This is a genomic window from Thermoplasmatales archaeon (genome assembly GCA_026127925.1).
GTDB lineage: Archaea > Thermoplasmatota > Thermoplasmata > Thermoplasmatales > Thermoplasmataceae > JAKAYB01.
The window spans coordinates 94,336-118,816 of sequence record JAJSLM010000005.1; the positions used below are offsets into that span (position 1 = coordinate 94,336).

Below are 24,481 nucleotides of genomic sequence, written 5' to 3' on the forward strand. Positions count from 1 at the left end.
CGAACCTCATGAAGTCAAGACTTTCGAATGGAACGGATGATTCTTATTTTGCTGTAAAGGCCATAAAGGCAATTAGCGGAGTTAAAAACAAGGTTACAATAACATCGTTGGATCTAGCGAAGTACCTCAACATCTCCCAGCAATCGGCTTCGGAACTAATATTAAGATTGCTGAAAGATGGTCTAATTTCGAGGCAGATTGTAGGCCGTAAGCAGGAGATCTCAATAACAGATAAAGGAATGAATGTCTTACTGAAGGAGTACGTCGATCTCGGAACCATCTTTGAGACCCAGAAGTCAATGAAACTGACCGGCGATCTGATAACTGGGATGGGGGAGGGGAGATATTATATCTCGAGAAAATTTTATGTTATACAGATTAAGGAAAAATTGGGCTTCATGCCATATTTTGGGACGCTAAACCTAAAAATTTTGCCTGAATTTTCCTTGGCGCTGAGAAAACTAAGGAGCATGGACGGGATACATATTGAAGGCTTCGTGACAGACGACAGAACATTTGGGGCAGTTAAGGCATTTCGTGCAAAGTTAAAGGGCATAGACTGCGCCGTGATTTTTCCGGAGAGGTCAATTTATACAGATGTAGTAGAAATAATATCGGAGGTCTATCTCAGGGAAAACCTGAAACTTCGGGACCATGACCTTGTAGAGTTTGAGGTAACCGGTCCATTCATTTAGAAAGTGACGTCAAGCTTTCCTTTTTCTATCTCCTCTATTACTTTATGATGGCGTTGTTCTACTTCTTCCTTACTTATTCCGCACTCTATGAGTTCCTTGTACATCTCAAAAACATCTTCGCCGTCTTTTGGATCCCCATCAACAACCTGGACAAAGCCGCAGCTTTTCTCTCCAGAAAACCCTAGCCTATAGAATGTGTTTACAGTGAGATTCTTTTCTTTCAGGTATGTCTTCTTGCTAAAATGATCGCTTTCATCACCATTATATGATTCCGTCAAGTCCAGTCACCCATCTCTCCCTGAATTCGTCAACTTTACCGTCCAAAAGCCCTATATCCTGATCGGATATAGAGATACGCTCTTTTATTGTCCTGCCAATCTGCCTGCATGGGATACCTTTCATTATATCTTCGAACCCTTTTTTTTCTGAGAGCTTCACTTCGACAACTATTCGCTGCCCACCCTCAGAAAACAATTTCTCGACGTATCGAGCACCCGACAAATAGGAAAGGTCAACATCAAAACCGATGTTTGATCCGAAGGACATTTCCATAAGTGTCTGGATTAATCCTCCAGACGAAACATCGTGCGCAGATAAGATCATTCCAGATTTTGCTGCCACAAGATATACCTCCGACATCTTTGAAAGTTCTTCGACACTGAATGAAGGGATCGACCTGCTTTGTTTTCCCAAAAATTTCAGGAACTGGCTCCCACCCAGATTTGATGACTCGCTTCCAATCACATATATTATGTTGCCTTCCTCTTTGAAATTGACCGTTATTGCCCTGGACGCGTCATCTATGATTCCGGCCATCATAATTGATGGTACCGGTTTAATGTTCTTTCCGTCAAACTGATTATAAAGGCTGATGTTGCCGGCCACAACTGGCAGTTTCATCTTCACACAGAAATCGGAAATTGCCGAAAATATACTTACCATCTGGCCCATGATTTCCTTCGATTCCGGGTTCCCAAGATTTACGCAATCGACAACAGAATTTGGCATGGCACCTGTGACAAGAATGTTCAGGTAAGCTTCGATCATAGTAGCCGTTGTTCCATTTGATGGATCAATTTCTACCATTCCTATTCTGCTGCCTGACGTGATAGCCAAACCTTTCGGGGATTCTGGAACAGGATGTATAAGTGTTGCGTCAGAATGCGTCTCAAAATTAGGGATTCCGCATTGCGGTCGGATGAATGTTTCTCCCCGTACCGTATGATCATACTGTCTTGTTATATTGAAACGCGAACAGTTTTCCTTATCGTGAAGAAAATCCAGAAGAAAGTCCTTAAGATTGAAATCATCTTTTACAAGAACATATTCTGCTGGACCCCGAGGAGGTAGTTCATATGGGCGACAATACATTGGGCCGGATGTTACAAAGGAAAGTTCAAGGTTGAAGACCTCTTCACCTTTGAAGTGGATTATCAGATCCCTACCTTCTGTGACGGTACCGATAGATGAATATTCAATGTCCCATTTTTTAAATATATCTCCTAGCGTGTTCAAATTTTCCGGAGAAACGGCAAGAAGCATACGTTCCTGGCTTTCGCTGACCCAGATCTCCCATGGCTTCATGTTTGATTCTTTAAGCAGGACTTTATCAAGATCGACAACTGCAGAAGTACCCCCGGAGAAGCACATTTCACCTAATGAGCTGGAAAGGCCGCCCCCTCCAAGATCCTTCATTCCATCAATGAGGTTCAGATCATTGGCATCCAGAATCGCATGTATTAGCGGTTCCTTGATGATAGGGTTTCCAAGTTGAACCGCAGAACGCAATGTTTCGCTTTTCTCGGTCAACTCAGCTGAAGCAAAATTTACACCATGTATGCCGTCTCTTCCCGTCCTTCCTCCCGCAAGAACAAGAATGTCTCCGACCTTCGAAACGAAGCTCCTGACTATCTCCGACTTTTTCGCAATACCAACACAGCCGGCATTCACCAGCGGTGAATGGTTAAAAGAAGGATCAAAATCAACAGAACCAGCAACATTCGGTATACCGACCCTATTTCCATAGTCTCGTATGCCGGCAACAACGTTTGAGAGGATAAATCTTGGGTGCAGGGCATTGTCATTCCACTCAGTTTTTTCTACTTCTCCGAAGTAAAGAGAATCAAGTAGAGCGACAGGCTGTGCCCCCATGCACAAGATATCCCTGATTATGCCTCCGATTCCTGTTGCCGCACCACCGTAAGGTTCAATCGCACTGGGATGATTGTGGCTTTCCATCTTGACAACATAAGCATAATCCTCGTCGAAAGATACTACACCTGCATCGTCCTCCATCGCAAGGATGGCATCATGCTTCTCGAGTGAAGAAAAATATTTCTTTAGATAAAATTTCGATGATTTATAACAGCAATGCTCACTCCAGGCCTGTGCTATTGCATGAAGTTCAATGTCCGTCGGGTTTCTGTTAAGCCCCTTGAAGTACTCTCTAAGCTTGAGCATCTCGTCAACCGTTAACCCGAGTTGCATTGTTTCGCTTATCTTTCTGAGTTGATCTTCGTTCACTCCAATCAGGCTAACACGCTGAACAGAGACTTCTTCGTGATTACTCATTTTATTCACTTAATGTATACGATTGTATTATCGGATTTGTGAGTATTCTGGATGCTATTTCCTCTATCATTTTCCTCTTATCTTCGGTACCATCCTCAAGTTCGAATTCATAAGTCTTGGATATTGCAAGTTTTTCTATGCCCTTAAAACCGAGTATGTCGAGATTTTTCTTGATTGTCAGAGCTTCAGGATCCTCTACACCGCTGAGGTATTTTACACTAACACTGATTTTCATTCGATTAGGGTAGATCAATGCCCATTAAAAAGTCATCTATTTATCCATTCTAAGCGAAGCAATCAACGGTTCCAGTGCACTGGTAACATTGTCAACCTGTTCCACAATTGTACCTGTAACGACTATATCTGCGCCAGCTTCGGATACCGCCCTTACGCTTTCTCTGGATCTTATGCCCCCTCCAACTATCAAGGGCAAGCCTATATTTTGCCTTACAGCCTTTATAATTTTAGGGTTAACTATCTGAGAAGCCCCACTTCCGGCCTCAAGATAAATCATTTTTAGTCCCAGCATCTCCGCCGCTATAGAATAACCAACTGCTTCATCAACACCCTCGTTTGGGATTAACTTTGCTTTTCCTACCCTTCCAACGGTCATCCCTGGCGAGAAAACGATATATCCCATGGAAATGGTCTCTATGCCCATCTTCTTAAGCAATGGAGCCGCTTTAACTTGGTGACCAATTATATATTCGGGATCGGAGGAGTTTAGAAGGGTCATGAAGTAAATGGCATCGGCCAACGGACTTATTGTCTCGGAAGAGCCGGGAAAAATTATGACCTTAAGCTTAGAATCGACTTTTATTTTTTTGATCGTTTCATCAAGCTTTTCTCTTGTGACGCTCGTTGATCCGCCGATCATGATATAGTCCGTTCCGGCTGCTTCAGCATTCCTTGCGATCTCCCCTGCCTTTTCAGGGCTCTGAAATGCTGGATCAATCAGCGTCATATGCAGTTTCTTCTTGCGGATGGACGATACAATTTCTGAATATATGCTCAAACTAACTCACCGATCACGAATGATGCAAGTGCAATAATCATGGCGTACTTAGATATTTGTTGACCTTTTGTTGGACTCTTGAAGGTAATGGATACGGATAAGAGGAAGACAATATCTGCCAGAATGACTATATAAAGATAGAATACGCTCAGTATGCCTAGATAATAAGGCAAGAACGAGATAGCAATCAACACCACAACCACGACGAAAGCAAGGTAATCAGCCACTTTTATGCCATACTTCTTTGGCAAGGTCTTTCTGTTAACATCCCCAGATATGTCTTCTACATCTTTTATTATCTCACGCGAGAATATTGCGAGAAAAGCTAGGACAAATAATATGAGCATTTTGCTCCCCGCATTGACTGAAACCCCTCCAAAAATAAACAGTAGACCAACAAGCAGACTTATAGTTAGATTTTTGCTCAGACCAAATCGTTTGATTCTCAACTCATACATTGCGAGAAGTATAGAGGCGATAACTGCAATTATTATAGATATTAAATGCAAAGTCAAAATAGATACGATAATCGCTACCCCGAAAAATGCGATGGATACCGAACGTGCACTGTTCTTATTTATCTGGCCTGCGGGAATTGGCCTTGCTGGATGATTCACTTTATCTATTTCTACATCTACAACGTCATTCAGAACATTGCCAGCACAGGTTATCAGAAATGCAACTATGACTGCGAAAAGTATATATTTCCAATTAAAGAAATATATTATTGCGGTTCCAAGACCAATAAAACCGGACACACTTGTAGCAACTATACTCATCAGCCCGTTTATTGGCCTTATAATCCTGATCCAAGGATTCATCTGTCTTGGTGAACATTTAGACGATTATTATGTTTGTCTAACTGAAAATGTATTATACCACGCATTTAAAAATAATGAAATCGTGTAAAGTCAAATGAACCATAAAGCTGTATGCGGGTTTAAATACTATAAGATAGATAGAGGAATGAAATGTCTATTCTGTCATCAATAGAATCGTTTCAGTATTTTTACGCTATTCTGGACACCGCATTTGTGGTCATTATTTCATCGATCATTTATTTAATTTTTGCTAAATTTATTGAAAAGATTTCAAAAATAAAGACGAGATACACCATGAAGAAGTTTATTGCCCTTGTCATTATTTTGATTGACTTCATCATTGTAGTATCAATTTTTGTAAAGAATACAAGCATAGTTATTGTCTCCGCTGGCCTGTTTTCGGCGGGCATTGCATTTTCTCTTAGAGATCCAATTACAAGTCTTATAGCGTGGTTTGTAATAATATTTCTCAGACCTTTCAGCATAGGAGAGCGGATAAAGATCGGAAATGAAGAGGGGGACGTTGTTGACATAAACGCCTTTTTCTTTACCTTGATGGAAATCAATCAATGGACGTCTGCAGATTTATATACCGGAAGATTAGTCGAGGTACCAAACAATCAAATAATGACGGCACAGATAGTCAATTTTTCAAAAGGATTTAATTATCTTTGGGACAACATTGATGTCCCTGTATTTTACAATTCAGATATTGATCAAATTTCATCAATGCTCAAGGAAATAGCAAAAAGCGTTACAGAAAAATATTTTGAGAAAGCCACAAAAGAATACACGCGCCTTAAGAAAAAATACTTTATAGAAAGGGGGATATTTGAACCAAGAATATTTGTTTCATTCAATGATAATTATGCTCTTCTAAGTCTCAGATACATAACAGATCTTTGGGAACGAAAGACAACAGAAACTGAAATTAGCACAGAAATACTCCGTAAATTTAAGCTCAAAGGAATACAAATAGCATCATCATCACTTATAGTTAGTAATAAGTCAGATTTAGAAAATGGTCGAAATTAATAATGATGTGGCCGAGAACTGTCAACGCGTTCAATAATCGCTTTTTTGGACAGAAATTGTTAATTATGTAATGAACCACAGAAAATTTTTTATTTCTTCCAAAAGGTAAAATTTACTTACCCCTATCCTAAATAGTGTTAAGTCCCCTGTCAACCGTAATGCACTGCCCGTCTATGCCCGAAGACATGTTACTTGACAGAAATACTGTAGTCATAGCAACCTCAATAGGCTCAACGACTATCCTTTCAGCTAGCCTCGGGTAACTGAACGGAAACACGTTAAAGTATGTGTCTTCACCTAGCACCGAACCTGGAGCCACGGCATTCACACGTATATTATATTGACGCAACTTTTCTGCGGCAATCCTAGTCAACTCCTCGACTGATGATTTGCTAACCGAATAAGGCAGAGTATTTCCTTTGTATATGAGTCTCGAAGCACCGACCAGAACAATCGTACCGCCATCTTCCTTCATAGCTTCAGAAAAGACATTTATGGCTATAACGTGTGCTTCGACATTCACCTTGAAGTTTCTTTCCAATTCGTGCAGTGATCCGAAAGTGCCTGTGACAGGCTCCCAAATACCTGTATTGGACACAACAGAATTGATTACACCAAAGTCATCCAGGATTTCCTTCTTGAGACGAATCACAGCGGCCTCATCTGTGGCATCACACTTATAGACCTTTGTATTATCGGATTCCTTTAGTCCAAAACTACTTCCGCTCCTGTTAACAATCGCAACTTTTGCACCGAAGTTAAGGAACATTCTTACTGTAGACATGCCCTGCCCTGGACCGACACCCATTACAATTACTGTTCTTCCATTCAACGATTCGTTCAATAAATCAACCATTTTCCTCACCCAATTATTTTATGTATGTATTAAGCACTTACAACGCGGTGCATCTCGTAGCACTGGAATTCAGGTACTTCCTACGTGTTTAAGTACATATTTCGGGTTATTTAAGGTTATGATCTCCATTTACTATAGTAAGGCTCGCTTTAGGAAGTTGGGGGCTGCCTTATGATTGAACTCTTTGAGTAAAATACTCACCATCTATCTCGTTGAAAAAACTTTTATAGATTACTTTTTTTATTATGCTATCTGATGTGTTGAGATCGAGATGAATAAGAATATCGTTGAAGATCGAAGTATATCTCTCACTACTCTCTTTTCGGGACCTATTTCATAATGTTCTATTTCTTCCTCGTCAAGAAATGAACACTTGATTCCTCGAAGTAATTGCAACTCCTGCTAGACATACCCATGTATCATATGCCACTGGATTTGACATAGACATGAAACATTTCTGCAACATTTGCAGAAATGTGCAACTCAGAGAATTAGCCTAAATAAAATATATATTTTACTAAAACTATATAGCAATATTATTAGATGCTCCGCTCTATGAGGACCTGTGTTCGATGCATTGGACGAAAGCTCATTAAAGAAGGTGCATTTAAGAATAACTGCACTTTCTTCAGGAGGTAGTTTTCTTGACGGATATGATATATCCATAATATCAGTTGCCATTCTCATATTGCAACCACAATTCTCCTTAACTTCGACCGAAATCACGCTTCTCCTTGGTTCAACAATCCTGGGAATGATTTTTGGGGGAGTCTTTATTGGATACATTACTGATATAAAGGGAAGAAGATATGTGTATCTTTGGGACATGGCATTTTTCATACTTTTCACTGTACTTTCTGCACTCGCCGCCAATTATATTCAACTTCTTATCTACAGGCTTCTCCTTGGCGTTGCAATTGGCGCAGATTATGCCATAACGCCCACAATCATTGCCGAATTCTCACCTGTGAAACACAGGGGAAAACTCCTTAGTTTCTCGGGTGCTGCTTGGTTCATAGGGGCGTTTGCATCTTACGGCATAGGCACCGTTCTCATTCCACTTGGAAACACATCATGGCGTTACATGTTTCTGATTGGGATCATACCAGCAATAATTATTCTCCTGCTGAGACGCGACGTACCGGAATCCCCCAGATGGCTCCTTTCACACGGAGAGAATGAGAGGGCCAACGCTTCAATGAAAGAGATCGATAGCAACGCCCGTATAGAGGCACCAGTGACGTACAGCAAGACAAGGATTGGTGATCTTTTCAGGAAAAAATACATGGCCGCTACTGCCTTCGTATCCATTTTCTGGTTTGCGCTGGATGCGGTCGCTTATGTGATAGCTTTAGATGGACCGTCTATTCTTCACGATCTTGGCATATCCACTGTTGCAGCATCTGGATACGCTACGGTCATTGCTCTACTTGCAATAATTGGTGCCGTAATCGCCATTCTATTTATCGATACCAAAGGAAGAAAAAGCCTTACTATGATAGGTTTCGCTGGTATGGTGATCACTCTCATGCTTGCGGCAATCCTTTTTCATTATTACCCTATCGTTATATATATTGTTCTGCTGTTTGTTGTATTTGAGATCAGTCAGGAACTTGGACCCGGCATCACCAACTCGGTATATCCACAAGAGCTTTATCCCACGGAGATAAGATCCACAGCACAGGGTTTTGGAACTACAATCAGCAGAGTCGGAGCTCTCTTCGGAATATTCGTATTTGCGTTCGTGTCTGATGCCTATGGAATCAGTATTGGTTTGATATTACTTGCGATAATCTCTGCAGTGGGTCTTATAGTAACTCTGTCACTTGGGAAGGAAACTGCTGGGAAATCTCTGGAAGAATTAAGTGAGCTCTAGATTTCCCTACCGGAGTTAATCATGCTGATCACAAGGTCAGGACGATCTGAACCTATGGCATCTACACCAGCATCTAATGAACTCAGGATTCCCGCTCGATCGCTGGGCGCCCAGACGCTCACCCTCAAGCCGCCATTATGGCATCTGTTAACGTACGATGTCGTCAAACCTTCATAATTTATCGCGATGGTATCGCAACCACACTGTTTCACCATTGACACTGGATCAACTGGAAATCCCGCAATTAGCGCTCCACAGATAACAGTAGGAAATTTCTGCTTTATCTCGAGAAGTGCATCATGAAAGAAGGATATGAGCACACTCCTCTTAAGTACATCCGGCCTTTTTTGGAATAGATTTGCAATCGAGATGACCGTCTCCATGGATTTCAGTTCTATCACCACAGTAATATGTATCGCATCCAGCACCTCCTCCAGCGTTGGAATGATTTCTCCTCCTTCTAATCTAATCCTTTTCAGCTCCTCTGTGTCGAGATCACTAACCTTGAGATCGATTCCAGCCGTTCTCCTCAAATCTGGATCGTGTATGACCGCTAGGTTCCCATCTTTCGTAGCCTGAACATCACATTCGACGGCATCAACTCCAAGTTTCTCAACACTTCTGAATGCTGAAAGGGTGTTTTCCCTGAAAAGGTCTCCACCGCCCCTGTGGGCTATCACGAAAATTTCCTTTCCTTTGTATAGGTGGGTCATAAAAACATAATGCAAATTCTTAATATATAGGATTGCAGAAGGTTCCAATTTAATAATTCGATGAATTATTGACGGAGGATTGGAAGCGGTAGTATATTCCTGACATCTTCTTCATCGTACGCATTGAGAATTCCCGATTCGTGGATTCATGATTCAAGCACACCTTTTTGAGTGCTTTACCACCGTTCCACTCTCCATAAAGTTAGATTCGAGAATTACACTATCTCTTTTCTCTAAATGCATGGAAATGAAATGGAGAGTAAGTACTATAATTTGCTTGAATCTGACGCCTTTACCTTTGTAGATACCAAAAGGTAATCAACATTTACGGAATTGTGTTTCACGGGATCTTGTTGAGTTTGGTGAGTGATATGAAAAATACAGATGTTGAAGTTGCAGTACTTGCTGGTGGTTGTTTCTGGTGCATGGAGGCCGTATTTATAGAAGTAAAAGGCGTTCTTAAAGTGGATCCCGGGTATTCTGGCGGCAAGGTTGACGATCCATCATACGAAGAAGTGTGTACCGGAAAAACAGGACATGCAGAAGCTGTAAGAATCACATATGATCCTTCGATGATTTCCTACAATGATATTCTCGAAATATTCTTTTCAACCCATGATCCTACGTCGCTCAATAAGCAAGGGAATGATGTTGGAACCCAGTACAGATCCTCCATATTTTTCATAGATAACAATCAGGAATCCATTGCGATTGAAACTATAAAAAAACTTGAAGAGGAAAAGCGCTTTCCGAGGCCTATAGTGACTAAGGTCGAGAAATTTTCGAATTTTTATCCTGCAGAGGATTACCACAAGAATTACTTTAGGAATAACCCTAATTCACCCTACTGCGCGTTTGTAATATCTCCGAAAATTGAAAAATTCCGGAAATCACACGCCGTGTTCTTGGTTAACCGAAAAGATTCATGACTTAGTCAGTTGAAGCACCCAGATTCATATTCCAATATTTTGAGCAAAAAACCACTGAGTTTGCGATGGAGAGGACCTCAGAAAGATGGAGGGACAAAGAACATCCTGCAGCGTTGGACAAAACGAAGAAAAGAAGGAAAATTGAATTCATTTTATTTACGTTGAATAGGAATCATCTGTTTCTAAATTGGATGCCTTATTTTCTAAGTTTATTAGAAGATTTTCGATTTTTTCTTTAAGGTCGCTAACATTGAAGCTTATTTCTTCAGGTTTAGTCCGATCCCAAAAATTCCCATTTTCATAACTCACTACAACAGAAGGATGGAGCATTAATAGAAAATCATGCATATTGTTTTTTAAAAAACCGTTATCCAAAGTAAAAATAATCGATAACGATCCATTTTTAAAGACCATTTCGAAATGCTTCCCTATCTCTTTAATTTCTGTCGTGGTAGTGCATTTCGCACATTTCCCAACTTCTCTTGCATATTCTTGGTCTGTCATACCCAGAAAATAAGCAATTCTAGAACAGGATTCGCACAACTGGACGGTTTCAGTTGTCGTTGCGTCAAGAACGTGTCTAATCTGCACATCCCCTGGATTGGCGATTTTCATTACGCGGACGAGAACTTCATTAAAATAGGCGCGTGACTCACCTGCATTGTAGGTCTTTATTTGAAAGAGCTTCAGCAAGATAAATAGCAACGGAATCGGATCCTTTATGGCCACCTCCTCATATTTTAGAAGAAGGTCCTTAACTTTTTTAGTCTGGCCTAGCATTTTGTCTTTTCGTCTTTTTTCGAGTGTCTGCTTCGCCTTTGCTGCTCGCTCGAGAGTTCTCTTTGATGCGTTAACAGCATCAGGATTTTCTTCTTGCCATTTTTTTAGTTCGGACATTCTGATGAGTACCATAGGCCCCGAGTTCTTGTAGTATGGATTTGGTTCCTTAAGCACATGTAGCGTACCATTTTCCACAAGTCTGCGTACCATAGCATTATCCAAACCACACATTCTAGCTGCAACTGGAATAGTTCGATAAGAATCAGATAATGCGATTTTCATTCGCTCTACCTCAGATTCTGTGATCGTTTGCATAATATTATCTATCTCTGGAGTTAACTTTTGGATATCTGAAACCAATCTTCGATAATGCATACTGTAAAAATTCTTGCCTTCCCAATAAAATCTGAAGGCATTCCTAAAATTAGCCTCGCTTATTTCAACATGCATTTTGAGGAAGAAGGCAAGCGTACGAATATAGAGCAATTGATAATTATTAGGTTTAGGCACCTTTATGCACTGGAAATAGATTCCTTCATAAGAGATATTCTTTTGCGATCTCACACAGTGAGGAAAAGTAGATTTCGAGTAAAACAGAGTTTTGAAGCTTTTCCTGCGATCTTATCTACTACTTTTCCCTTACTTTTTTATGGGAACTAGACAATAACAAAATATCACAAATATCACGCCAAAAAATTCTTGCTGCATTTTGTTAATCAATCACATTAAAATTATCTTAAAAATTTAGACCGGCGGTCGTGAAAAGGATTAAAATTATGAAATTGAACCAGCATTGTTACCTGGCTTGATCAAATCGACACTTTTCCTGGGATCTTCGGAAACGGATGTACCATCTCAATCCTCGGGTACCCACATATATATCGGATGAGCCTCTCTACACCTATACCGAATCCTGCAGATGGTTTAAGATCATATTTTGCAGCTTCTAAAAACCATTTAAACTGCTCTGTGGTTTGCTTCTTCTTACTGATTCTCTCTAAAATTTTTGAGTATTCATACTCGCGTTCTCCTCCAGACAAGGCTTCGCCGAATCCTTCGGGGTAAATCATGTCCATGTCTGAAAGAATCCCCGGTTCGTCTTCCTTTTCCCTATCATAGAATTCTCTTTTTTCAAGTGGAATATCTACGATCCAGAACGGATCCTTTTCAAGTTCTGAAAGCACCTGTTCCCAATCTGGACCATATTTTGCCTCTGCCTCGAGGAGCTTAAATTTCTTGTAGGGCATGGACGGAATCTTTAGTTCTCTTCCGATTTCAGACAATTGCTTCGAATACTTTTCCTTCACGAATCTCATCAATGAGGAAAACATCTCCTCTCCAAGCTTCATGACATCTTCCCTTGAAGCACCCTGCTGTTCTAGATCCAGTTGAGTGAATTCGAGCAAATGCCTTCCTGTGGCCGCCTTTTCAGCTAATTCCAGTCTTATGTTTGGAGAAAATGTATAGATTTTTGGAAATTTTTGCACCAATATCTGTTTGTGAAATATCATGCTCTTTGTCAGAGAATACCGTGTCCCTTCGTAATCAAACGAAGGATCATAAACTGGATGGTTGAGTGGATCTGTAACCGTTGAGAAAATTACTGGTGGCACTTCGACAAAACCTCGGGATCTTAAAAATTCACCCAAAAATGCCCTAACTGGACCGTTTAGTTCGAGCGCAATCCTCAATTGCTTACTAGATAACCGCTCTTCAAGTTCTGATACTATTTCTGTTTCCATAAATTACAAATATCTTCCAAGAATAAGAACTATTACATGAATAATTGGACAAGTTGCCTACATAACAACGTATATAATGATTTATAGTAGACATTTTGTCTAATTTTATATACATGTTTGTTATTACTATCGCAATGAATGAAAAAGATCGGCGCATTTATGAGTACCTGGTTGACCATGGAAGAGACAAGATTTCGGACATATCAAAGGAACTGGACATCCCCAGAGTGACGGTATATGAGAGAATAATGAATATGGTGTCTCAAGGAGTGATTAAGAAATTTACTGTAATACCTGATTATGGGGCAATAGGGCTTCCCGTTGTTTCTTTCATTTTCCTTTCTTTTGATCGAAACGCAAAGATCGGACAGAGAGAACTCGCAGAAAAAATTGCAAGATTCAAAGAAGTTGAAGAGGTTTACATTGTTGCGGGTGAATGGGACCTTTTTATAAAAATCAGATCTGCAACAGTAAAAGACATAGGAGATTTCGTATTGGACAAACTTAGGTCGGTAGAAGGGGTTGAAAGAACAGAAACTATAACCGTTTTTTCAGCTGTCAAGTGATGTCGAGTTTTCATCATATTCCTAATCTCAAGAAAAGGAGGATTATACCCACCACTATGATCACTATCCCTACAAGATACAACCACCTGTACCTATCCGGCTTTCTGGAATCCATGTAAGCAACTTCGTACCCGGATGTATCAGCATCTGATGAGCCCTTGGTTTTCTTTCGATTTGTTTCGTCCATTTCAGATTCTCCGTCTCCCGGAGGCCTACTAGAAGCTGGGGTATTATTGTTTTTAGACCGATTCCTTCCAAAGAAAAAAGGGAAAAAGAAGAAAAAAGGAATAAAGCCAAAAGAATATCCATGGATATTTATTAGCGGCAAGACTAAGAAAAAGACCAGGAATATTGATAGATAGAATAAAAGGATGAATAGATATATCCTATTTTGTTTGACCATTATAAGATAAAGAAGTATAATCTAGAATTTAAAACTTATATTGAATTCGCACAGAGCCGATCTTGCAGTTTGTTGAATAATTTATAATAGTCAAAATGATAACCTCACAATGAAAAATAAGAAGATAATAGTTACAGGCGGATCCGGCTTTATAGGATCAAATTTGGTGCAAAAGCTTTCCGATGATAATGAGATATTTGTAATTGATAATCTGAATTCCGGCTCTAATGCAAATCTCAAGGACCTTGAAGGGGACAGTCTTCGCGTAGTGAACGATGATGTCAAGAATATAAGGAATTATCACTTTGAAGCCGACTATGTGTTTCATCTTGGATTTTATTCAGCTTCTCCTATGTATAGAAACAATCCCTCGCTTGTGGGGGAAGTAGTCTCTGGTATGATAAGTGTTCTTGAGTACGCCAAGGAACAGCAATGCCCTGTCGTATTCTCGTCTACTTCGTCAATATATAACGGTGTCAAACCCCCGCACAGAGAGGATATAATTCCCAGCGTGACTGATCTTTATACCGAGGGACGAATAGCATCTGAACGGCTTTCTGAGCTCTACAATAAATTGTACGACCTCAACGTTTCGGCCCTCAGATTCTTTTCTGTTTACGGGTACAGGGAATCTGCCAAGAAAGAATTTGCTAATCTGGCCACGCAATTCATGTGGGCCATGAAGAGAAATGAGCAGCCCGTAATATATGGCAATGGAGAGCAGAGGAGGGATTTTATCTTTGTCACCGATGTTGTGGATGCGATCATCAGGGCCGCTGATTCAAAAGGTTTCCAGGTGTACAATGTGGGTTACGGCAAAAACTACAGCCTGAATGAACTTGTTGCCAAGATCAACAAACTTCTCGAAAAAAATGTAGAACCGAAGTATATCGAGATGCCAGTCAAAAACTATGTAATGGAGACATTGGCGGATACATCCAAGATAAAGAAATATCTTGGGTTTGATCCAAAGATAAATCTTGACAGGGGGCTGGAACTCCTAAATGAATACTACCGATGAAGATAAGAAACGAATGATCATGTCGAGAACACCGCTGCGATTATCATTCGTTGGCGGTGGTACCGATCTTCCAGCATTTTATAGATCTTTTGGGAAAGGTGCAGTTGTTTCTGCAGCAATCAACCGATACATATACATCGCTGTGAACAGAAAATTCGATTCAAAAATACGGGCCAGTTACTCTGTGACTGAGATAGTTGACAACGTGAATCAAATCAAACACAATGCGATACGTGAGTGTCTGAGATTTCTCGGCATTGACGGTGGAATAGAAATAGTTAGCATATCCGATATTCCTTCACATGGGACGGGGCTTGGTTCAAGCAGCACATTTGTCGTCGGTCTTCTGAATGCCCTGCATGCATACAAAGGAGAGCATGTGTCGGCAAAGCAACTTGCAGAGGAATCTGTAAGGGTTGAGCGCGAAATACTAATGGAACCTGGAGGGAAGCAAGATCAGTACCTGGCATCTTTTGGCGGTGTGCAACTCCTTGAGTTCTTTGATGATGAGAAGGTACTGGTTTCTCCGGTAATAATGAAAGAGAGCGTAAGGAAGAAACTGCGAGAGAACCTTCTGTTGCTTTACACAGGGAAGGAAAGAAATTCAACAACTATAATTGAAGACCAATCAAAGCAGGTGCAGGAACATTTGGAAAGTTACAAAAAAATGCGTGATCTTTCCTATTCATTCCTTGAGGCTGTAAACAAGGAGGACATCGATGCCATCGGAAACATAATGGACCAGAATTGGCAGGAGAAGAGGAAATTGTCTCCAAACATCTCGAATAGCTGGATAGATGAAATGTACAGCAAGGCTAAGGAAAATGGAGCACTTGGAGGGAAGATAGTTGGTGCTGGTGGTGGTGGATTTTTATTTCTAGTTGCGAAGCCAGAAAACCACCAAAAAATTATCTCCGGTTTGAATGAGCTTAAGCCAGTAGACTTTTCATTCGACTACAGCGGAAGCAAAATAATATTTATCGGCGAATAATACGATTATATTCTATGTTCATTAATTTCTCGAGTTTTTCAAAAAAAATTTTATATTGGCGATATTTTGAACGGAAACGTACAACTTTGACAGAATAATAAATATACGGGTATTACATTTAAAATTGTGACTCTCACCCCTGCTCAAATAGACAAAGTTTCCGATGAAATTCGATCAATGATAAGAGCAGAGATAAGATCAAGAAAGATCAGGAAGATAGATCCTTCTTTTTATAAAAACATAAACAGCGCACTTTACACCTTGCGAACTGAGGCAGAAGTTTACCTGAAGAACCAGGATATTGGTAAATACATACAGATAAAGAATCGTGCAGACGATCTAGAACGGGACTTCAAGTCCTTTTTCCAAAGGCGCTTTGAAAAAATAGCAACAAGATCGATATACGATCTTGAAGGGGAACTGATGAACGCCCTCACCCCCGAGGAAAAGGAATTCATAACCGAGCTCCATAATGCTATGAGGGATGAATACAATGCTCTCCTTTCGGAATCCAAACAAGTTGCTGAGCAAGAGAGTGAAGAAACACCTAGCGTTGTTGAAAAAGAAATCGTAGCTGTAAAACCTGAATCCAAAGCAGATAAGAAGGTGATAGTTATGATTACCACTGATCTCCCTCCAATAGCTCAGCCTGACAGGGATTATTTCTTACACAAGAATGATATTTTGTATTTACCAGAATCCTTTGCAGATATGCTTACTAAAAGGAACTCTGCAATGAGGCTGAATATACATTAGGGCTGGCCTTATATTCGTAATGAAAAATTCAGAAAATGCGCCCCCTGAACTTATAAACGTGAACTGAGGGGGATCTCCATGCATCTTTACGCAATCCCGCCTTCTGACACGTCTCATCGAGGAACGCGAGAATGTCGAGGTTATACTCCGTAGCAACCTGAGGCAGAAGGAGCCCGGATCGATATCCATCCGATACTATCAACCCATCTTCCCCTATGTTGATTTTGATAAGTTCCTCTTTATTTCGGGGATTAAATTCAAGTATGTCACCAAGAACCGTGACTTCTACTTTTATTTCACCAAGTTCTTCAGGGGTTATAGGTGGGAACCGTGGATCCTCAACGGCAGCTTCAACTGCTGCTTCTTTTGTAGTGTTGATCAGAGAATCTGTAGGGTAAACATGCCCGATACATCCCCGAAGTTGACCCTTCTCTAGAACGGTAACAAATACACCCGCTTTGTGATTTAGAATTGGATCGTTAGCGTCAAATTCTTGCGGTTTTTTCAGGATGTGCGATCTTATCGCTGATTCGGCTATCTGTTTAATCACTTCCCCCTGCTGTTCGGTTATTTTTTCTATGAATTTGTCCTGCTCGTTTTTCTCCATATGTTTAATATCACTTAGCAGGATATATATTTGAAGATAGGCCGATAAGGAGTCTGATGCCAGAATATGATTAAATCAAAGGGAAGGGTTCATTGGCCAGATGGTAGCATTTTTGCAACTACAATTGCATGGAGTGACATTCTCCCCCAACTAACGCAGGGAGCTTCCTATTTCAACGATGCATGGCTAATGCCTTCACGAATCAGGCATCTCGTGAGAGATATCTCCATAGGCGTAACTTCTTCACTGTCCGTGGGTACCCTGGTCTGTATGAGACCAGATTTCTTTATGTTTATTGCGGCATTCAGATCATGGTCGATGATGAGATCGCATTCATTGCATTGATATGTGTGATCTGAGAGTTTCAGATCATGCTTTATGTTCCAGCATTTTGAACACATCTTCGATGAAGGATCGAATCTTCCGATCTCTATTATGTTCTTTCCTCTTGACAATGCCTTGGTTCTGAGCATTGTCATGAAAGGTGACCATCCTGCACCCTAATCTTGCGAAAGAGGAGTCCTCGCTCACATATGTTAAATAACATATTTAGGATCTATAATGGTGTAATAATGACTGGGCACACGATTAGAAATCCAGAAGTGAGTGGAACTTTCTATCCGAGTAATGGGAAGGAACTGAAAAATATGATTATGCACCTTCTCAACGGAGTCCATACTGATATTAATTTTAAGAAGATCATAGGAGTTATTGTTCCACACGCAGGATATGTATACTCGGGTAAAACAGCAGCCTATTCGTACTCTATCCTGATGAAGAGCAGTGCCAGAAAATTTATCATTGTAGGACCTAACCACAGAACATTTCCCTTTTATGCCGCAGTTAGCACTACCGGCTACTGGAGGACCCCTTTGGGAGACGCTAGGATCGATGAGGATTTGGCTAATTCGATAGTTTCAGAAGGTGATATCTTTGCGGACGACCCTACGGTGCATGAGAACGAACACTCCGTTGAGGTACAGATACCATTCCTTCAATATATTTTTCAGGACAATTTTTCTTTTGTCCCAATTATTCTTGGGGAGCAGGAAGAAAAGAGGGCAATTGCTGTCAGCAAGGCTCTAAAACCATACCTTGATGATACTGTTCTAATCGCTTCTTCAGATCTCACACATTACGAGCCCAAAGGGGTGGCCGAGTCGAAAGATTCTAAGCTTATAGAAGACGTTCTAAGCCTCGACACGGAGAAATTTTATGAAACATTGAAGGCCAGGAGAATAAGTGCTTGCGGATACGGGGCCATAGCAATCTTAATGGAACTCACGAAAAGCCTTGGTGGTAATATTAAATTACTCAACTATTCCACATCATTCGACTATTCAAAAGATGACTCTTTCGTTGTAGGGTATTCGTCCTTTGTATCCTATCTGTAGATTCGTGGTCGTATGATACTTTATTTTTAGTTGAAGAAGATACCTTTAAAAAAAAAGCAACGTGATCTTCAACGTGTTCGGATCTCGACAATTATTGTGAACATCACAATGAGTATTACTATGAAAAAAGGAAGGTGGTGTGGTAGACTATATATCCTTGAAATGGATAGATAATTGAAGTAGAGATAATAAACGATGAAAGCTGCTGTTCTATTTCGTGAAAATGAAGATGGGTCAATAACGTGTACTGCCTGTAGAAGGTATTGTAGGCTTAAGAACGATCAGATAGGATTCTGCGGAGTGAGAGAGAACATTGATGGGGTTCTTCAGTTACTCGTTTACGGCAGACCATTCGCAGTCAATATAGATCCCATCGAAAAAAAACCTGTACTTCACGCGTACCCTGGAACTAGAGTATATTCTTTGAGTACGGCAGGATGTGACTTCGCGTGTAAGTTTTGTCAGAACTATGAGATCAGCCAACGAAGGGAGGTTATCGGCGAACACATGGAACCATACGAGATTGTTGACGAAGCAGTTCGTTTTGGATGCGAAGGTATCGCGTACACTTACAATGAACCGACAATATTTACTGAATATGCAATGGACATTGGAAAAGAGGCGCATAAACGTGGCCTTTTTAATATATATGTCACAAATGGCTATGAGACCGTTGAAACTGTTGATCTCCTCAAGGAATTCCTTGATTTCGCCACTGTCGATTTCAAGGGAAATGCATCAATAGAATTCTACAGAAAGTACATTCTTGTTCCTGATTCGCACAAGATTTTTGATACTCTTGAGCTTTTGAAAGATACTAGAATTCACACGGAGGTAACTGACCTGGTCGTACCAGAAATAGGCGAAAACCTTGATGAAGCTGCTTACATGATTCAACGTGTTAGGGAGATATTCGGCGAGGAAATGCCCATAAGTTTTCTCAGATTTCATCCCGATTATTTGCTAAATTATCTCCCGAGCACGCCTGTTGATGTATTGATTAAGCATTATAAACTTGCAAGGAAAATGGGAATGAAGTATGTATATATCGGTAACGTGCCTGGTTTAAAGGAGCAGAATACATATTGCCCTGAATGCGGCACACTGCTTATTAAAAGGGACAATTTGAACACACAAGTTGTGAATCTCAAAGATGACTCAAGGTGCCCTAGGTGTGGAACAAAGATACCTATACTGATGGGTAAATTCAAAGAAGCCAGTTTCAGTCCCGCATAGCAGTGGGCTTTTATCCCACCAAATTCAGGAAAAATCCAAGGAACGTTATTATAACACCAACAAGTATCATAGTAATGATCCAGAATACGTACTTTCCCTGAACGGACCTGGCCAATCCTGCCCCAAGAAGTGCCAGTGCTATCCATGCAACGAGTTCTGGTATTATCCTACTTCCGCTGAATAACGCAGAGAATGTAAGAGGAATTAGCGCCCCGATGAATCCAGTCAAAACCGAAAGGGATGTTGCGAGCACAGCTTCTGCAAGGATGTCCCTGCCTATCTTCCCTTTGACTAGTTTATCTGGGGAACGCATTATCAGCATCTTTGATGTTCTTGCTATTTCCTCTCTCAACCTTGAGTACTCCGCTATAAAGAAGCTGAAACCACCCACAAAAGATGCACCAAAAGCGATTCTGAAAATAAGATCGGTGGCTATAGACCCTCCGGTTAAGAGAATTCTTGACGTCAACATCAATGTTGTTATGATTCCATCAGAAAGGCCAAGCGTTATCGGGAAAAGCAGGTTATTTTTATTCATTGCCTCTGGAGCTCTCTACCATCTTTTTCCCAGACACGACCTCGTCTACAGAATGGATTACACAACCCGTTTCCTCTATACTATTAACAAGAGCATCAAATTCGATATTTACACCTTCAACTGTCATGATAAGACCCATTGTCTCAATGTCCATATCAGTAACCCGTATGTTAACGCCTTCCACACCTTGGACTGCTTCTACTGCAGAAGCAAGCTCCATTAGTGTTGGTCGATTCAAGCCTTTTCCAACGTCCAGGACCAATTTTCGTAAACCCATTTTTTTCTACCTTTATCTAATAATTAGAGATTAATAAATCACAGGGCAATTGTTTTACGCACCGAAAAGATACGCAACTCAAGTCCGTTGATCTATGTACCTTTATCCATTTTATATTTATCATTTTTTCCTTTGACTCTATCATTCAAGGTTTGTTCAATTTAATCATAATTAGATTCTCTGTCTCTCGATATCAAAATTTCCACCGGAATTATGATTAAACCAAGTTTTTTCAAATGGAAAAAATAAATCGTGTTTAAATACCTTTCAGAATTATCCTTTATGTGGAAAACCGGAAACGCACGTTCACCATCGTTATATTGATCATTGTAGTTTATACGATACTATTAATTCTCATTTCATTGATGAATGTAATTTAATTTTGTGTTATTTCTGTTTCGTATAACGAGCATATAATACTAGCGGTAATCGTGCGGAAGAGTAAATTTATATTTCTGGTAATACTTTACATCCTGCATGCTTCCTACTATTGAAGAGATAAGGAAATTGCGTAAAAACCTTGGTATATCTCAAAAGGAACTGTCTAGTGCAGTTGGGGTCAGTCAATCGTATGTAGCAAGACTCGAAAAAGGCAGCTTAAACCCCACGTATAATAAAGTGAAGAAGATATACGAGTTTCTTAACCAATCAACAGAGAAATTGCACTCAATATCGCTAACTGTGGAAAAAATAATGAATCGACCGGTTGTGACTTGTCTCCCCTACGATACCCTTATAGCTGCACTCGATGTGATGAGAACTAGAGGATTTTCCCAGCTTCCTGTCGCAAACGATGATGGAAACATAATAGGCGTGATATCGGAAAGCGATATAAATGACCTTCTGATGAAGGGCAATTCCATAGAATCACTAAGAAATATGTCAGTCAGGAAGGTCATGACTGGAACTTTGCCGCAACTCGACAAATTATCGCAGATTTCAATGACATATCCATTGCTGAAATTTTCAAATGCCGTGATCATTGTAGATTCCGGAAGACCTGTTGGAATAGTAACAAAAGCAGATATACTGAAGGCTATTGAGGATCATGCCTAATATTATTTTTGAGATCATATTTGCTTTCATACTCTTTCTTCCAGCCTACATAGCTAATCCCGCTGCTGTGATTTTTGGTGGATACTTCCCCATGGATTTTGGGAAAACATTTTTTGGTAAAGGAAGAATTTTTGGCAAAGGGAAAACATGGAGCGGTTTCATAGGGGGATCGCTATCCGGGGCTGCTCTGGGGTATCTCATGATGATCATATTCCTTGCTACCGGATGGATAGGCGGTTATCCCTATGGATCTACTATCATAACTGCAAGCATAACCATTTTCTCCATGTCTATTGGTTCTCTCGTGGGTGACGCAACTGGATCATTCATCAAACGGAGAATTGGACTAAAAAGTGGGACAAACGCCTTTCTCCTGGATCAATGGCCATTTGTTCTCGTTGCTTTTCTTTTCCTTTTCATATTTTCCAGAGGATTTTTTATGCAGTACTATGGCAACGTCATAGGAACTTTAACAATACTGATAGTTACGCCGCCTTTACACAGAGCAGTGAACATAATAGGATTTAAAACAAAAAGGAAGAATGTACCATGGTAGATCCAGTAAAAATGGTAATAGCAGTGCGAAAAGATCTTGACATGGGGAAAGGTAAGATAGCAGGCCAGGTTGCGCATGCCGCTGTTGAATGTGCTCTCAAAAGCGAGAAATACAACAAGAAGATCTTTAAAGAATGGATAGACACAAACCAAAAAAAAGTGGTTATAAAAGTGAATGGAGAGGAGGAACTTGAGAAATTGCTTGAGTCTTGCCGATTAAACGGATTTATTTATGCGGATATACATGATGCTGGCTATACTCAGGTAGAACCCGGCTCTTTTACTTGTCTTGGCATAGGACCTGCGAAGTCCTCAGAGCTTGATCCGATAACTGGTGATTATAGCCTTCTCTGAGAATTTAATAGCAAAGAGTTTTGATTATCGGTGTGATACATCGTCAACTGGAATGTTGTGAGCATGATTTTCAAAAACGAACAAACAGACGGGATCTTTGATGCCATTCAGGATGGTTCATCGTTACTGATTTCAGGATTTAACTTGGCAAATACGCCTGAATTTCTGATACTTGGTCTTTATGATCACTTTAAGAAAACTGGACATCCAAACAACCTGTTTTTAATGTCTGATGCCTTACCAGCTACCCCTGGACGTGCATTGGACAAAGTGCTAAAGGATGTTTACGAAAATAATGAGAAAGATTTCCTGAACGGCGTGCTGATACCTTTTCTCGGTTTTTCGCCCTGGTTGCAGAGGATCACTCTTGAGAACTTTACACGAGTATACAGTTGGCCAATTGGAACAATGGCATACTGGATACGTGAAACCGCATCCGGACGGCCTGGACTCTTGACAAAGATAGGAATAGATACGTTCCTTGATCCGAGACGCGAGGAGGGGCGCCTTAACGACTTCGCCTCAGATGGGCAGATATGCACGGTGTCGCTTATGAGAATAAACGATGACGAATACTTGTTTTATCAGGCACCGAAGCCGGACTGGAGCTTCATTAGGGGTACGGTGGCAGATCGCTATGGGAATATCTCGCTCACAAGGGAGCCAATAAAGGGCACGGTTATGGAAATTGCACAGTGCACTAAAGCCTCAGGAAGGAACGGGAAGGTGGTTGCACAGGTAATCGAATTCATGGAAGAAGGGCGTCTGCCTCCAAAGGATGTTGATGTTCCTTGGCCCTTTGTGGATTTCGTCGTGAAATCTCCATCAAAATTCCATTGGCAGACGAGCTCTTTTGAATTCGATGAAAGCACTTGTCCGGGATATGTACCGATTGATGAAAAAAACAATCAAATGAAGCTTGGATCTTCTGACATAGCCACAAAGATAATTGTGGGAAGGGCACAGGAAGAAATAGAAAATATGCTCAAAGCAAAAAAGGATTACATATTGATTAACATTGGTGTGGGAATTCCGACGGGACTTTCGGACAGGATAAGAGAGAGAAATCTCGGGAATAATGTAATTACCATGCTCGAGTCTGGTCCCTGGGGTGGAGAAGCTCTTGCTGGCTCCGATTTTGGAGTTGCAAGGAACTATTTCGCCCTTTCAAGCATTCCGGATATGTTCTCTAACTATGAAAGTGGGATTGTAGACATGGCGGCCCTCGGATTCCTTCAAGTGGACAGATTGGGAAATGTCAACTCGTCAATACTCCCAGACAGGATAACGGGGCCCGGTGGATTCCCAGTTATATCCGGTGGATCCCCCACAACCATGTTTATGGGAAAATTTACGGCGGGCAATTCCGACTTCTCCGTACAGAATGGTAACCTGAAGATCAACCTGGAAGGAAAAACTATAAAATTTGTATACAAAGCTTATCGCGTTCTTTTTAGCGGAAAACAGGGGTATCAGGAACGGAAAAAAATTCTATACATAACAGAAAGGGCGGTATTCAGGTTATCAGAGGACGGTATAGAGCTGATTGAGATAGCACCAGGTGTGGACCTGAAGAAGGACATACTTCAACGGATGGAATTTACTCCAGTGATTTCTCAAGACCTGAAGGAGATGGATTTAGACAAGTATTTGGGTTCCGGATAAGTGCAAAAATACTTTTTATAATGAGTTAA

The 24,481-nt window shown here is 40.6% G+C and carries 28 protein-coding genes; 14 read left to right on the plus strand and 14 right to left on the minus strand.

The annotated features are described in order from the left end of the window. Positions 1-8: 8 nt before the first annotated feature. A complete protein-coding gene (locus tag LVQ96_06000; GenBank protein MCW6170707.1) occupies positions 9-695 on the plus strand; it encodes a DUF120 domain-containing protein in 687 nt (228 codons plus the stop codon). On the opposite strand, the gene LVQ96_06005 is transcribed toward LVQ96_06000, so the two are convergent. From LVQ96_06005 to LVQ96_06025, 5 genes are read right to left on the minus strand one after another with little or no spacing between them, the layout of a single operon-like run. Then, positions 692-973 (minus strand): hypothetical protein, encoded by a 282-nt coding sequence (locus tag LVQ96_06005; protein MCW6170708.1) that lies wholly within the window; start codon positions 971-973, stop codon positions 692-694. The genes LVQ96_06000 and LVQ96_06005 overlap by 4 nt on opposite strands. Then, positions 957-3,266 (minus strand): phosphoribosylformylglycinamidine synthase subunit PurL, encoded by a 2,310-nt coding sequence (gene purL, locus LVQ96_06010; protein MCW6170709.1) that lies wholly within the window; start codon positions 3,264-3,266, stop codon positions 957-959. Before purL ends, LVQ96_06005 begins: the two co-directional genes overlap by 17 nt. A gap of 1 nt (position 3,267) precedes the next feature. Then, the gene (gene purS, locus LVQ96_06015; protein ID MCW6170710.1) at positions 3,268-3,501 is read right to left on the minus strand and encodes a phosphoribosylformylglycinamidine synthase subunit PurS; all 234 of its coding nucleotides are present in this window, start codon (positions 3,499-3,501) and stop codon (positions 3,268-3,270) included. Between the two features lie 36 nt (positions 3,502-3,537). Further along, positions 3,538-4,281 (minus strand): geranylgeranylglyceryl/heptaprenylglyceryl phosphate synthase, encoded by a 744-nt coding sequence (locus tag LVQ96_06020; protein MCW6170711.1) that lies wholly within the window; start codon positions 4,279-4,281, stop codon positions 3,538-3,540. After that, positions 4,278-5,102 (minus strand): UbiA family prenyltransferase, encoded by an 825-nt coding sequence (locus LVQ96_06025; protein MCW6170712.1) that lies wholly within the window; start codon positions 5,100-5,102, stop codon positions 4,278-4,280. Before LVQ96_06025 ends, LVQ96_06020 begins: the two co-directional genes overlap by 4 nt. 150 nt (positions 5,103-5,252) lie before the next feature. Here LVQ96_06025 and LVQ96_06030 point away from each other — a divergent pair, with 150 nt between their 5' ends. Further along, on the plus strand, positions 5,253-6,137 hold the full coding sequence (locus LVQ96_06030) for a mechanosensitive ion channel family protein (GenBank protein ID MCW6170713.1): 885 nt from the start codon (positions 5,253-5,255) through the stop codon (positions 6,135-6,137). Between the two features lie 127 nt (positions 6,138-6,264). Here LVQ96_06030 and LVQ96_06035 read toward each other — a convergent pair whose 3' ends face one another. Beyond that, positions 6,265-6,993, minus strand: coding sequence for an SDR family oxidoreductase (locus tag LVQ96_06035; protein MCW6170714.1), 729 nt, complete (start codon positions 6,991-6,993; stop codon positions 6,265-6,267). 565 nt (positions 6,994-7,558) lie between these two features. On the opposite strand from LVQ96_06035, the gene LVQ96_06040 reads away from it, so the two are divergent. Beyond that, positions 7,559-8,869 (plus strand): sugar porter family MFS transporter, encoded by a 1,311-nt coding sequence (locus LVQ96_06040; GenBank protein MCW6170715.1) that lies wholly within the window; start codon positions 7,559-7,561, stop codon positions 8,867-8,869. Here LVQ96_06040 and LVQ96_06045 read toward each other — a convergent pair. After that, entirely contained in the window at positions 8,866-9,582 is a 717-nt protein-coding gene (locus LVQ96_06045) for a hypothetical protein (GenBank protein ID MCW6170716.1), read from the minus strand. The two genes, LVQ96_06040 and LVQ96_06045, sit on opposite strands and share 4 nt — an antisense overlap. A 371-nt stretch (positions 9,583-9,953) precedes the next feature. Between LVQ96_06045 and msrA the strand changes: the two genes are divergently transcribed. Beyond that, positions 9,954-10,511 carry a peptide-methionine (S)-S-oxide reductase MsrA gene (gene msrA / locus LVQ96_06050; GenBank protein ID MCW6170717.1) on the plus strand — a complete coding sequence of 186 codons (558 nt, stop codon included), beginning with the start codon at positions 9,954-9,956 and terminating at the stop codon, positions 10,509-10,511. Between the two features lie 156 nt (positions 10,512-10,667). On the opposite strand, the gene LVQ96_06055 is transcribed toward msrA, so the two are convergent. Beyond that, positions 10,668-11,801 carry a helix-turn-helix domain-containing protein gene (locus LVQ96_06055; GenBank protein MCW6170718.1) on the minus strand — a complete coding sequence of 378 codons (1,134 nt, stop codon included), beginning with the start codon at positions 11,799-11,801 and terminating at the stop codon, positions 10,668-10,670. A 299-nt stretch (positions 11,802-12,100) separates the two neighbouring features. Beyond that, a complete protein-coding gene (locus LVQ96_06060; protein MCW6170719.1) occupies positions 12,101-13,033 on the minus strand; it encodes an asparagine synthetase A in 933 nt (310 codons plus the stop codon). Between the two features lie 134 nt (positions 13,034-13,167). Here LVQ96_06060 and LVQ96_06065 point away from each other — a divergent pair, with 134 nt between their 5' ends. Then, complete coding sequence (locus tag LVQ96_06065) at positions 13,168-13,599, plus strand: Lrp/AsnC family transcriptional regulator (GenBank protein MCW6170720.1); 432 nt, start codon at positions 13,168-13,170, stop codon at positions 13,597-13,599. Positions 13,600-13,612: 13 nt separating this feature from the next. Here the strand turns inward: LVQ96_06065 and LVQ96_06070 are convergent, their stop codons facing one another. Then, positions 13,613-14,002 (minus strand): hypothetical protein, encoded by a 390-nt coding sequence (locus LVQ96_06070; GenBank protein MCW6170721.1) that lies wholly within the window; start codon positions 14,000-14,002, stop codon positions 13,613-13,615. 109 nt (positions 14,003-14,111) lie between these two features. Between LVQ96_06070 and LVQ96_06075 the strand changes: the two genes are divergently transcribed. The 3 genes from LVQ96_06075 (at position 14,112) to LVQ96_06085 (ending at position 16,770) form a co-directional block, all read left to right on the plus strand. Then, positions 14,112-15,023, plus strand: a complete 912-nt coding sequence (locus LVQ96_06075; protein MCW6170722.1) for an NAD-dependent epimerase/dehydratase family protein — start codon at positions 14,112-14,114, stop codon at positions 15,021-15,023. Beyond that, positions 15,007-16,014 carry a kinase gene (locus tag LVQ96_06080; GenBank protein ID MCW6170723.1) on the plus strand — a complete coding sequence of 336 codons (1,008 nt, stop codon included), beginning with the start codon at positions 15,007-15,009 and terminating at the stop codon, positions 16,012-16,014. The genes LVQ96_06075 and LVQ96_06080 overlap by 17 nt, the downstream gene beginning before the upstream one ends. Before the next feature lie 126 nt (positions 16,015-16,140). After that, positions 16,141-16,770 carry a hypothetical protein gene (locus LVQ96_06085; GenBank protein MCW6170724.1) on the plus strand — a complete coding sequence of 210 codons (630 nt, stop codon included), beginning with the start codon at positions 16,141-16,143 and terminating at the stop codon, positions 16,768-16,770. A gap of 28 nt (positions 16,771-16,798) precedes the next feature. Here the strand turns inward: LVQ96_06085 and amrA are convergent, their stop codons facing one another. Beyond that, positions 16,799-17,377, minus strand: a complete 579-nt coding sequence (amrA, locus tag LVQ96_06090) for an AmmeMemoRadiSam system protein A (protein ID MCW6170725.1) — start codon at positions 17,375-17,377, stop codon at positions 16,799-16,801. Between the two features lie 167 nt (positions 17,378-17,544). Further along, entirely contained in the window at positions 17,545-17,856 is a 312-nt protein-coding gene (locus LVQ96_06095; protein ID MCW6170726.1) for a transposase, read from the minus strand. Positions 17,857-17,910: 54 nt separating this feature from the next. Here LVQ96_06095 and LVQ96_06100 point away from each other — a divergent pair, with 54 nt between their 5' ends. Next, the gene (locus tag LVQ96_06100) at positions 17,911-18,771 is read left to right on the plus strand and encodes an MEMO1 family protein (protein ID MCW6170727.1); all 861 of its coding nucleotides are present in this window, start codon (positions 17,911-17,913) and stop codon (positions 18,769-18,771) included. A 195-nt stretch (positions 18,772-18,966) separates the two neighbouring features. Further along, a complete protein-coding gene (gene amrS, locus LVQ96_06105) occupies positions 18,967-20,007 on the plus strand; it encodes an AmmeMemoRadiSam system radical SAM enzyme (protein ID MCW6170728.1) in 1,041 nt (346 codons plus the stop codon). 10 nt (positions 20,008-20,017) lie between these two features. Here the strand turns inward: amrS and LVQ96_06110 are convergent, their stop codons facing one another. After that, positions 20,018-20,545, minus strand: coding sequence for a hypothetical protein (locus LVQ96_06110; GenBank protein MCW6170729.1), 528 nt, complete (start codon positions 20,543-20,545; stop codon positions 20,018-20,020). After that, positions 20,538-20,822 carry a DUF211 domain-containing protein gene (locus LVQ96_06115; protein MCW6170730.1) on the minus strand — a complete coding sequence of 95 codons (285 nt, stop codon included), beginning with the start codon at positions 20,820-20,822 and terminating at the stop codon, positions 20,538-20,540. The genes LVQ96_06110 and LVQ96_06115 overlap by 8 nt, the downstream gene beginning before the upstream one ends. 477 nt (positions 20,823-21,299) lie before the next feature. On the opposite strand from LVQ96_06115, the gene LVQ96_06120 reads away from it, so the two are divergent. From LVQ96_06120 to LVQ96_06135, 4 genes are all read left to right on the plus strand, one after another. Further along, complete coding sequence (locus LVQ96_06120; GenBank protein ID MCW6170731.1) at positions 21,300-21,878, plus strand: CBS domain-containing protein; 579 nt, start codon at positions 21,300-21,302, stop codon at positions 21,876-21,878. Further along, the gene (locus LVQ96_06125) at positions 21,871-22,434 is read left to right on the plus strand and encodes a CDP-2,3-bis-(O-geranylgeranyl)-sn-glycerol synthase (GenBank protein ID MCW6170732.1); all 564 of its coding nucleotides are present in this window, start codon (positions 21,871-21,873) and stop codon (positions 22,432-22,434) included. Before LVQ96_06120 ends, LVQ96_06125 begins: the two co-directional genes overlap by 8 nt. Then, complete coding sequence (gene pth2 / locus LVQ96_06130; GenBank protein ID MCW6170733.1) at positions 22,428-22,787, plus strand: peptidyl-tRNA hydrolase Pth2; 360 nt, start codon at positions 22,428-22,430, stop codon at positions 22,785-22,787. Before LVQ96_06125 ends, pth2 begins: the two co-directional genes overlap by 7 nt. Before the next feature lie 63 nt (positions 22,788-22,850). Further along, positions 22,851-24,452, plus strand: coding sequence for an acyl CoA:acetate/3-ketoacid CoA transferase (locus LVQ96_06135; GenBank protein MCW6170734.1), 1,602 nt, complete (start codon positions 22,851-22,853; stop codon positions 24,450-24,452). The last annotated feature ends 29 nt before the right edge of the window (positions 24,453-24,481 follow it).

What these genes read in the sequence shown, in the direction of transcription:
- LVQ96_06000 (MCW6170707.1), top strand. Translation starts at nt 9, where the DNA reads ATGAAGTCAAGACTTTCGAATGGAACGGATGATTCTTATTTTGCTGTA.
- purL (MCW6170709.1), bottom strand. Translation starts at nt 3,266, where the DNA reads ATGAGTAATCACGAAGAAGTCTCTGTTCAGCGTGTTAGCCTGATTGGA.
- purS (MCW6170710.1), bottom strand. Translation starts at nt 3,501, where the DNA reads ATGAAAATCAGTGTTAGTGTAAAATACCTCAGCGGTGTAGAGGATCCT.
- LVQ96_06025 (MCW6170712.1), bottom strand. Translation starts at nt 5,102, where the DNA reads ATGAATCCTTGGATCAGGATTATAAGGCCAATAAACGGGCTGATGAGT.
- LVQ96_06030 (MCW6170713.1), top strand. Translation starts at nt 5,253, where the DNA reads ATGTCTATTCTGTCATCAATAGAATCGTTTCAGTATTTTTACGCTATT.
- LVQ96_06035 (MCW6170714.1), bottom strand. Translation starts at nt 6,993, where the DNA reads ATGGTTGATTTATTGAACGAATCGTTGAATGGAAGAACAGTAATTGTA.
- LVQ96_06045 (MCW6170716.1), bottom strand. Translation starts at nt 9,582, where the DNA reads ATGACCCACCTATACAAAGGAAAGGAAATTTTCGTGATAGCCCACAGG.
- msrA (MCW6170717.1), top strand. Translation starts at nt 9,954, where the DNA reads ATGAAAAATACAGATGTTGAAGTTGCAGTACTTGCTGGTGGTTGTTTC.
- LVQ96_06060 (MCW6170719.1), bottom strand. Translation starts at nt 13,033, where the DNA reads ATGGAAACAGAAATAGTATCAGAACTTGAAGAGCGGTTATCTAGTAAG.
- LVQ96_06065 (MCW6170720.1), top strand. Translation starts at nt 13,168, where the DNA reads ATGAATGAAAAAGATCGGCGCATTTATGAGTACCTGGTTGACCATGGA.
- LVQ96_06070 (MCW6170721.1), bottom strand. Translation starts at nt 14,002, where the DNA reads ATGGTCAAACAAAATAGGATATATCTATTCATCCTTTTATTCTATCTA.
- LVQ96_06075 (MCW6170722.1), top strand. Translation starts at nt 14,112, where the DNA reads ATGAAAAATAAGAAGATAATAGTTACAGGCGGATCCGGCTTTATAGGA.
- LVQ96_06080 (MCW6170723.1), top strand. Translation starts at nt 15,007, where the DNA reads ATGAATACTACCGATGAAGATAAGAAACGAATGATCATGTCGAGAACA.
- amrA (MCW6170725.1), bottom strand. Translation starts at nt 17,377, where the DNA reads ATGGAGAAAAACGAGCAGGACAAATTCATAGAAAAAATAACCGAACAG.
- LVQ96_06095 (MCW6170726.1), bottom strand. Translation starts at nt 17,856, where the DNA reads ATGACAATGCTCAGAACCAAGGCATTGTCAAGAGGAAAGAACATAATA.
- LVQ96_06100 (MCW6170727.1), top strand. Translation starts at nt 17,911, where the DNA reads ATGTTAAATAACATATTTAGGATCTATAATGGTGTAATAATGACTGGG.
- amrS (MCW6170728.1), top strand. Translation starts at nt 18,967, where the DNA reads ATGAAAGCTGCTGTTCTATTTCGTGAAAATGAAGATGGGTCAATAACG.
- LVQ96_06110 (MCW6170729.1), bottom strand. Translation starts at nt 20,545, where the DNA reads ATGAATAAAAATAACCTGCTTTTCCCGATAACGCTTGGCCTTTCTGAT.
- LVQ96_06115 (MCW6170730.1), bottom strand. Translation starts at nt 20,822, where the DNA reads ATGGGTTTACGAAAATTGGTCCTGGACGTTGGAAAAGGCTTGAATCGA.
- LVQ96_06120 (MCW6170731.1), top strand. Translation starts at nt 21,300, where the DNA reads ATGCTTCCTACTATTGAAGAGATAAGGAAATTGCGTAAAAACCTTGGT.
- LVQ96_06125 (MCW6170732.1), top strand. Translation starts at nt 21,871, where the DNA reads ATGCCTAATATTATTTTTGAGATCATATTTGCTTTCATACTCTTTCTT.
- pth2 (MCW6170733.1), top strand. Translation starts at nt 22,428, where the DNA reads ATGGTAGATCCAGTAAAAATGGTAATAGCAGTGCGAAAAGATCTTGAC.
- LVQ96_06135 (MCW6170734.1), top strand. Translation starts at nt 22,851, where the DNA reads ATGATTTTCAAAAACGAACAAACAGACGGGATCTTTGATGCCATTCAG.